The following is a 7991-nucleotide window of genomic DNA, read 5'->3' as shown; positions in this document are numbered from 1 at the left end:
AGAGCATCACCTTGCCAAGGTGAGGGTCGCCGGTTCGAATCCGGTCGTCCGCTCCGGGGAGCGGCGCGCTCGACGTCCTGTCGGGAGCGCCGTTTCATATAGATGCGGAAGCATCTCCGGTGGGTTGGCCGAGAGGCGAGGCAACGGCCTGCAAAGCCGTGTACACGGGTTCGAATCCCGTACCCACCTCCGTCGGTGCCTTCGGGCGCCGCCCCGGGCGATTGGCGCAGCGGTAGCGCGCTTCCCTGACACGGAAGAGGTCACTGGTTCGATCCCAGTATCGCCCACCAGCACAGAAGGGCCCCGGTCTTCGGACCGGGGCCCTTCTGCTCTGCCCCGATCGCCTCGATGAGAGCCCAGGTGGCGCACAGGCCGTCGGCTCGTCGAGGGGCCCCGGCCCGATACCATCGTCCGTGGAGCCGGCATCGTCGGCCGGCTCGACCCGAACACAAGGAGAATTCCCGTGGCCCAGATCGCCATCACCCTCGACGGATCCCCCCAGCAGCTCGAGGAGGGGACCACGGGCACCGAGCTGTTCGCGGGCCGCACCGAGATCATCGCGCTGCGCATCGATGCGGAGCTGCGCGACCTCGCCACGCCGCTCGTGAACGGACAGATCGTCGAGGGCGTCGAGATCTCCAGCGAGGACGGCCTGTCGATCCTCCGCCACAGCGCCGCTCACGTCCTCGCGCAGGCCGTGCAGGTGACGAACCCTGAGGCCAAGCTCGGGATCGGGCCGCCCATCGCCGATGGCTTCTATTACGACTTCGATGTCGCCGAGCCCTTCACTCCCGAGTCCCTCAAGGCGTTGGAGAAGGAGATGAACCGGATCATCAAGTCCGGTCAGCGCTTCGTGCGTCGCGAGATCACCGACGACGCCGCGCGCGTCGAGGAGGCCGGGGAGCCCTACAAGCTCGAGCTCATCGGCCTGAAGTCCACCGCCGGCGACGCCGCCGACGGGGCGAGCGTCGAGGTCGGCGAGGGCGGCCTGTCCATGTACGACAACGTGGACAAGAAGGGGCAGACGGTCTGGACCGACCTGTGTCGTGGCCCGCACCTGCCCACCACCAAGCTGATCGGCAACGGTTTCGCGCTGACCCGCTCCGCCGCCGCCTACTGGCGCGGCAGTGAGAAGAACTCGATGCTGCAGCGCGTCTACGGCACCGCCTGGCCGTCCAAGGATGAGCTGCGGGCGTACCAGGAGCGCGTCGCCGAGGCCGAGCGCCGCGACCACCGCCGCCTGGGCAACGAGCTCGATCTGTTCTCCTTCCCCGACGAGATCGGCTCCGGCCTGCCGGTGTTCCATCCCAAGGGCGCCACGATCAAGATGGAGATGGAGGACTACTCCCGTCGCCGCCACGTCGAGGCCGGCTACTCCTTCGTCTCCACCCCTCACATCACGAAGAAGAACCTCTTCGAGACCTCCAAACACCTCGAGTGGTACGCCGAGGGCATGTACCCGCCGATGCACGTGGACGAGGAGGTGGACGCGGACGGGAACGTCACCAAGCAGGGGCAGGACTACTACCTCAAGCCCATGAACTGCCCGATGCACAACCTCATCTACAGCTCCCGCGGCAGGTCCTACCGCGAGCTGCCGCTGCGTCTCTTCGAGTTCGGCAGCGTCTACCGCTACGAGAAGTCCGGCGTGGTGCACGGGCTGACCCGTGCTCGTGGCTTCACCCAGGACGACGCGCACATCTACACCACGCGTGAGCAGATGCGCGAGGAGATCGCCTCGACGCTCGACTTCGTGCTGGGGCTGCTCAAGGACTACGGGCTCGACGACTTCTACCTCGAGCTGTCCACCCGCGACCCCGAGAAGTCGGTCGGCGACGACAGCACCTGGGATGAGGCCACGGCCACCCTCGAGGAGGTCGCCACCGCATCGGGCCTCGATCTGGTCCCGGACCCGGGCGGCGCCGCCTTCTACGGTCCGAAGATCTCCGTCCAGGCGAAGGACGCGATCGGACGCACCTGGCAGCTGTCCACGATCCAGCTCGACTTCTTCGAGCCGGAGCTCTTCGAGCTGGAGTACGCCGCCTCCGACGGCTCCCGCCAGCGCCCGGTGATGATCCACCGTGCCCTGTTCGGCTCCATCGAGCGCTTCTTCGGTGTGCTGCTGGAGCACTATGCCGGGGCCTTCCCGGTGTGGCTCGCCCCGGTCCAGGTGGTCGGCATCCCGGTCGCCGCCGAGTACGTGCCCTACCTCGAGGAGGTCGCCGCGAAGCTCCGCGCCCACGGCATCCGTGTCGAGGTGGACTCCTCGGACGACCGCATGCAGAAGAAGATCCGCACCCACACCAAGGAGAAGGTGCCCTACCTGCTGATCGCCGGCGGCGAGGACCAGGCCAACGGCGCGGTCTCCTTCCGTCTCCGCGACGGCAGCCAGGACAACGGCATCGACGTGGACACCGCCGTCGAGCGCATCGTGGAGGCCGTGACGACCAAGGCGCAGGTGTGAACGAACAGCGTTCCCGCGAGGAGCCCTCCGCCCCGGAGGGCTCCTCGCGCCCTGCCTCGTCACCGATTGCCTCGTCACCCACCGACACCTCGCAGCCCGGCCCCTCGCACCCGGTCGTCGAGGACGCCCGGAGCTTCGCGGGCGTGCCCGACGACACCCAACGGCTGTGGACCCCGCATCGTATGGCGTACATCGGCGGCGAGAACAAGCCCGAGGATCCGCACGACGACGAGCAGTGTCCCTTCTGCGCGGGGCCGCAGCGCTCCGACGAGGACGCCCTGATCGTCCACCGCGGCCAGGTGGCCTACGTGATCCTGAACCTGTACCCCTACAACGCCGGTCATCTCCTGGTGTGCCCGTACCGGCATGTCGCGGACTACACGGAGCTGGACGACGACGAGGTGCGCGAGATCGCCGAGCTGACCCGTACCGCGATGCGCGTGATCCGACAGGTCTCCGATCCTGCAGGCTTCAACCTCGGGATGAACCAGGGGCCGGTCGCCGGAGCGGGGATCGCCGCCCACCTCCACCAGCACGTGGTACCGAGATGGATGGGCGATGCGAACTTCCTGCCGATCATCGGGCGCACGAAGGCCGTCCCCATCCTGCTGGCGGACACCCGTCAGCTGTACGCCGACGCCTGGCCCTGAGCTAGCATGACCGAGGCCGCCGGCTGCGGCGGGGGCCCGGGAACGAGCCGACGGCAAGGGGTCCCGAGGAACGGCGATCAGCACTCGGCGCACGGTGATCGGGACCGCCGGCGCATCCAGGGCAGGGGAGGAACGACCTCGATGAACACGACCGGATTCCCAGCGCCTCCAGCGTCCGGGACCGCTGCCCTCGACCCCGGCTATGACTACGACGTCCAGCGCACGGACCCCCGCGGACCCGCTCGGCTCGGAGACGGCGGCCCGCAGCGCTCGCGACGCCGACCGCCGTGGGTGAGGTGGGCGGCCTTCGCGCTGTCCTTCCTGCTCCTGGCGGGCGGCGCGGTGCTCCTCTATCTCTTCATCATCCTCCCGCTCGGGTTCGGCACCTCCCTGGTCGCGTTCACCGCGGCCCTGGTACCCGTGGCCATCGTGTTCACCGCCGTGTGGTGGATCGACCGGTACACCCCGCAGCCCCGGATCTCCCTGGTCTACGCCTTCATCTGGGGCGCCGTGGGCTCGGTCGCGCTGACCTTCGTCATCGGAGGCCCCTTCACGAGCTGGATCACGCCGAGCGAGCCCAGCGACGTCACGGCCTCGTTCCTGGGCGCGGTGATCCAGGCGCCGGTCATCGAGGAGAGCATGAAGTCCGCCGGGCTGATCGGCCTGCTGATCTGGGGACGGCGCTACATCGCCGGACCGATCGACGGGGTGGTCTATGCGGCGCTGATCGCCGGAGGGTTCGCATTCACCGAGAACATCCTCTACTTCGGGAACTCGTTCCACCAGGCGCAGGCCGCCGGCGAGGTCGACGTCTTCTGGCAGACCTTCTTCCTGCGCGGGCTCCTGTCTCCCTTCGCCCACGTCTCCTTCACGGCGCTGTGCGGGCTGGGTCTGGGCATCGCGGCGGAGCGGCGCTCGCTGATGCTGTACTTCGGGCTCGGCGTCGGCGGGCTCTCGCTCGGCATGATCCTGCATGCCCTGTGGAACGGCTCCTCGTTCTTCCTGCCGGTCGATCCCGCGAGCCCCCTCGCAGGATTCCTGCGCTACTACGCCTCCGTGCAGGTGCCGATATTCCTCCTCCTGGCAGGGATCGTGCTCTTCCTGCGGCTGCGGGAGCGCCGCATCCTGCGCAGACAGCTCTCGGACTACGGGCGTGCCGGATGGTTCGCTCCGGCGGAGGTCGATCTCCTGGTCGCGATGGGTCGTCGCCGCAAGGCCGAGAAGTGGGCCGGGCGCCACGGCGCCGTCGCCCGGATGGGCATGCGGGACCTGATCCGCGCCTCGATCGAGCTGGGCATGCAGCGGCACAGCGTGCTGCACGGCAGGGCCACGGCGAAGACCCGCCTGCAGGAGCGGGAGCTGCTCGAACGCATCACGGCGGACCGTCGGCTGATCGGGTCGCTCACACAGCCGGTCGTGCGTCGCTGAACCGTCCTGACAGGGACGATGGCTCGTGTACCCCTAGAATGGGTCCGCACTGCGCCGGTATCCGGCGTCTACGTCGGGAGGAGAGAGATGTCAGGGCATTCCAAGTGGGCGACCACGAAGCACAAGAAGGCCGTCATCGATGCCAAGCGCAGCAAGGCATTCGCCAAGCTGGTCAAGAACATCGAGGTCGCGGCGCGTATGGGCGGGCCCGATCCCTCCGGCAACCCGACGCTCTTCGACGCGATCCAGAAGGCCAAGAAGACCTCGGTCCCCAATGACAACATCGACCGCGCCGTCAAGCGCGGCGGCGGGCTCGACGGCGGCGGGGTCGACTACGAGACCCTGATGTACGAGGGCTACGCCCCGGGCGGCATCGCCGTGCTGGTCGAGTGCCTCACCGACAACAAGAACCGCGCGGTCTCCGAGGTGCGCCTCGCCTTCAACCGCAACGGGGGGAACATGGCGGAGTCCGGCTCCGTCTCCTACCTGTTCGAGCGCAAGGGCGTGGTGACGGTCCCCAAGGGCGAGCTCACCGAGGACACCCTGCTCGAGGTCGTCCTCGATGCCGGCGCCGAGGAGATCACCGACGAGGGTGACTCCTTCGAGGTCCTCTCGGAGGCCACCGACGTCGTCGCCGTGCGCACCGCGCTGCAGGAGGCGGACATCGATTACGACAGCGCCGAGGCGCAGTTCGTGCCCACCATGCGCACCCCCGTCGACCTGGACGGAGCCCAGAAGGCGCTGCGCCTGATCGACGCCCTCGAGGACAGCGACGACGTGCAGAACGTCTTCTCGAACCTCGACATCCCGGAGGACGTCGCCGCGCAGCTCGCGGACGCCGAGCCCGAGTGATGCGCGTCCCCGTCGTGCCGGCCATCGCCGCACGACGGGGCGCCATGTGGTCCGTGACGGTCCAGCTCACGACAGCCCAGTCCGGGACAGCCCCGTGCACGACAGCACGTGCCGCACGGACAGCACTGACAGCACCGACAGCACCGCACCCATCGGGGAGGGCCGGATGATCTTGAGGGTCCTCGGGATCGATCCCGGCCTCACGCGGTGCGGCGTCGGGGTGATCGACGCGGCCGGTGGTCGCCGCGCCACCTTCGTCCACGCCGGGGTCATCCGGTCCGACACCGAGGACCCGCTGGATCAGCGCCTGCTCGCGATCGCGAAGGGTCTGCGGGCGGCGATCGAGGAGTACTCCCCGGATGTCGTGGCGGTGGAGCGGGTGTTCAGCCAGAACAACATCTCCACGGTCATGGGGACCGCCCAGGTCTCCGGGATCGCGCTCCTGGAAGCCGCTGAGCGGGGGATCCCGACGGCGCTGCACACGCCCTCCGAGGTGAAGGCCGCCGTCACCGGCAGCGGCCGCGCCGACAAGAAGCAGATCCAGACGATGCTGGTCAAGCTGCTGGGGCTCGAGGCGCCCCCGCAGCCCGCCGACGCGGCCGACGCGGTCGCGATCGCACTGACCCAGCTGTGGCGGGGCCCGGGCCCCGTGGCGCTGGACGCCTCGGGCGGCTCCCGCACCAGCGCACAGGCGGTCTGGGCACGTGCGGAGCGCGAGGCCCGACGCGCCCGGGAGCGCTCGACCTCCCGGCACTGATCGAACACTCGTTCTAGAGTGGTCCTGTGATCGCATCCCTGACCGGCCGCGTGGCCCGCATCGACCTCGACGCCCTCGTGCTCGAGGTGGGTGGCGTCGGCTACCTCGTCCGCACCACACCCCAGGCCCTGAGCTCGACCCGCCACGGCGCGGAGCTGACTCTGCACACCGAGCTGGTCGTCCGTGAGGACTCGATGACCCTCTTCGGCTTCCCGCACCCGGAGGAGGCCGAGACGTTCCGCATCGTGCAGTCCGTCTCCGGCATCGGGCCGCGCACCGCGCTCGCGGTGCTCGCGGTGCTCGACCCCGAGGAGCTGCGGCGGGCCGTCGCCGATCAGGATGCGAAGACCATCACCCGGACCCCCGGCATCGGTCCGAAGGTCGCCAGCCGCATGCTCCTCGAGCTCGGGGGGAAGCTTCCGGCACCGGCAGGCCCCGCCGCTCCGGAAGGGGCCGCGGGGACGAGCTCGCAGCCGTCCGGTGTCGACGCGGACGTGGTCGTCGCCCTGGTCGGGCTCGGCTGGGCGGAGAAGGGCGCGCTCTCGGCCGTCGAGGGTGTCCGCGCCGAGACCGATGATCCCTTGGACGCCGCTGAGCTCCTGCGCCGTGCGCTGCGCCAGCTGGGCGGCAGCCGATGAACCCCGAGAGCGGCCCCGACGGCGATCCGCGGGACGCAGGATCGCACACGAGGGAGGACTCCGTGATGAGCGCGGAGTCGGCCCCGCCGGAGCGCACGGCGGAATCCGCGCTGCGGCCCCGACGGCTCGACGAGTTCGTCGGCCAGCAGGTGGTGCGCGAGCAGCTCTCGCTCGTGCTCGATGCCGCCTCCGGTCGTGGCAAGACCCCGGAGCACGTTCTGCTGTCCGGTCCGCCGGGACTGGGCAAGACCACGCTGGCGATGATCATCGCCGCAGAGCTCGAGGCGCCCCTGCGCATCACCTCCGGCCCGGCGATCCAGCATGCGGGGGACCTCGCGGCGATCCTGTCCTCCCTCGACGAGGGGGAGGTGCTCTTCATCGACGAGATCCACCGTCTGGCCCGCCCGGCCGAGGAGATGCTCTACATCGCGATGGAGGACTTCCGGGTCGATGTCATCGTGGGCAAGGGAGTCGGTGCCACCTCGATCCCGCTGGATCTTCCGCCGTTCACCGTCGTCGGGGCGACCACCCGGGCCGGCCTGCTCCCTGCTCCGCTGCGCGATCGCTTCGGCTTCATCGGCCATCTGGACTTCTATGCGCCCGAGGAGCTCCGCGAAGTGGTGCGGCGCTCCGCGACCCGGCTCGAGGTGGATCTCGTCGAGGAGGCGTCGCAGGAGATCGCCTCGAGGTCCCGTGGAACCCCGCGCATCGCGAACCGTCTCCTGCGCCGGGTGCGCGACTGGGCACAGGTGCGCGGCACCGGTCGGCTGGATCTGGCCGCTGCGCGGGAGGCGCTGCGCGTCTACGAGGTCGATGATCGCGGTCTGGACCGTCTGGATCGCGCCGTTCTCAGCGCCCTGTGCGGGCGCTTCGCCGGCGGGCCGGTAGGTCTGTCGACCCTGGCCGTGGCCGTGGGGGAGGAGATCGAGACCGTCGAGACCATGGTCGAGCCGTATCTCGTGCGGGAAGGGTTCCTGCTGCGCACGCCGCGAGGGCGCGCCGCCGCACCGGCCGCCTGGACCCATCTGGGGTTGGAGGCTCCCGCCGGGGCCGAGGGCGCGGCCCCGATGCTCGGGCGGTTCTGAGAGGCTCCTGCCGCCGAGGTGGGACAGGGCATCGGCTGGGAAGCGTGCCCGGGGGCGGCAGGTACAGTGGGGCGGTCAGTCGTCCGCGGCAGGACGGATCGGGAGCATGCGCTCCCG

The 7991-nt window shown here is 69.7% G+C and carries 7 protein-coding genes and 2 tRNA genes; all 9 read left to right on the top strand.

Annotation, left to right across the window (positions count from 1 at the left end; all coding sequences use genetic code 11):
* Positions 1-118 precede the first annotated feature (118 nt).
* Positions 119-189, top strand: a tRNA-Cys gene (locus INT49_RS18925).
* 26 nt (positions 190-215) lie between these two features.
* Positions 216-290 (top strand) — tRNA-Val (locus INT49_RS18920).
* 173 nt (positions 291-463) lie between these two features.
* Positions 464-2464 carry a threonine--tRNA ligase gene (thrS, locus tag INT49_RS18915; protein ID WP_193119302.1) on the top strand — a complete coding sequence of 667 codons (2001 nt, stop codon included), beginning with the start codon at positions 464-466 and terminating at the stop codon, positions 2462-2464.
* 65 nt (positions 2465-2529) lie between these two features.
* Positions 2530-3114 carry an HIT family protein gene (locus INT49_RS18910; RefSeq protein WP_193119305.1) on the top strand — a complete coding sequence of 195 codons (585 nt, stop codon included), beginning with the start codon at positions 2530-2532 and terminating at the stop codon, positions 3112-3114.
* Positions 3115-3255: 141 nt separating this feature from the next.
* A complete protein-coding gene (locus INT49_RS18905; RefSeq protein ID WP_193119301.1) occupies positions 3256-4542 on the top strand; it encodes a PrsW family intramembrane metalloprotease in 1287 nt (428 codons plus the stop codon).
* An 87-nt stretch (positions 4543-4629) separates the two neighbouring features.
* The gene (locus INT49_RS18900; RefSeq protein WP_193119300.1) at positions 4630-5394 is read left to right on the top strand and encodes a YebC/PmpR family DNA-binding transcriptional regulator; all 765 of its coding nucleotides are present in this window, start codon (positions 4630-4632) and stop codon (positions 5392-5394) included.
* A gap of 166 nt (positions 5395-5560) precedes the next feature.
* The gene (ruvC, locus tag INT49_RS18895; RefSeq protein ID WP_193119299.1) at positions 5561-6151 is read left to right on the top strand and encodes a crossover junction endodeoxyribonuclease RuvC; all 591 of its coding nucleotides are present in this window, start codon (positions 5561-5563) and stop codon (positions 6149-6151) included.
* A gap of 26 nt (positions 6152-6177) precedes the next feature.
* Positions 6178-6789, top strand: coding sequence for a Holliday junction branch migration protein RuvA (gene ruvA / locus INT49_RS18890; protein ID WP_193119298.1), 612 nt, complete (start codon positions 6178-6180; stop codon positions 6787-6789).
* A 65-nt stretch (positions 6790-6854) separates the two neighbouring features.
* Positions 6855-7874, top strand: a complete 1020-nt coding sequence (ruvB, locus tag INT49_RS18885) for a Holliday junction branch migration DNA helicase RuvB (RefSeq protein ID WP_193119297.1) — start codon at positions 6855-6857, stop codon at positions 7872-7874.
* Positions 7875-7991: the final 117 nt, after the last annotated feature.

This window comes from Brachybacterium tyrofermentans, assembly GCF_014897585.1.
GTDB classification, from domain to species: Bacteria; Actinomycetota; Actinomycetes; order Actinomycetales; family Dermabacteraceae; genus Brachybacterium; species Brachybacterium tyrofermentans.
This window is presented reverse-complemented; position numbering and strand designations above follow the sequence as displayed.